General features: G+C 52.3%; 1 rRNA gene. It reads right to left on the reverse strand.

The features are described from left to right. Nucleotides 1–661: ribosomal RNA gene (locus tag NU887_RS21050) — 23S ribosomal RNA — on the reverse strand; the annotation flags it as partial.

Here is a 661-nt window from a genome sequence, read left to right on the forward strand (position 1 = left end):
AAGCTATTTCGGGGAGAACCAGCTATCTCCAGGTTCGATTGGAATTTCTCCGCTACCCACACCTCATCCCCGCACTTTTCAACGTGCGTGGGTTCGGGCCTCCATTCAGTGTTACCTGAACTTCACCCTGGACATGGGTAGATCACCTGGTTTCGGGTCTACGACCACGTACTAAACGCCCTATTCAGACTCGCTTTCGCTGCGGCTCCGCCTCTTCAGCTTAACCTCGCACGGGATCGTAACTCGCCGGTTCATTCTACAAAAGGCACGCCATCACCCGTTAACGGGCTCTGACTATTTGTAGGCACACGGTTTCAGGATCTCTTTCACTCCCCTTCCGGGGTGCTTTTCACCTTTCCCTCACGGTACTGGTTCACTATCGATCACTAGGGAGTATTTAGCCTTGGGAGATGGTCCTCCCAGATTCCGACGGAATTTCACGTGTTCCGCCGTACTCAGGATACATTCAAGAGAGAACGAAGTTTCGACTACGGGGTTGTTACCCTCTACGACGGACCTTTCCAGGTCGCTTCGTCTACCTCGTTCCTTTGTAACTCCGTATAGAATGTCCTACAACCCCAAGAGGCAAGCCTCTTGGTTTGGGCTATGTTCCGTTTCGCTCGCCGCTACTCAGGAAATCGCATTTGCTTTCTCTTCCTCC

The organism is Aquiflexum gelatinilyticum, from assembly GCF_024741135.1.
Lineage (GTDB): Bacteria > Bacteroidota > Bacteroidia > Cytophagales > Cyclobacteriaceae > Cognataquiflexum > Cognataquiflexum gelatinilyticum.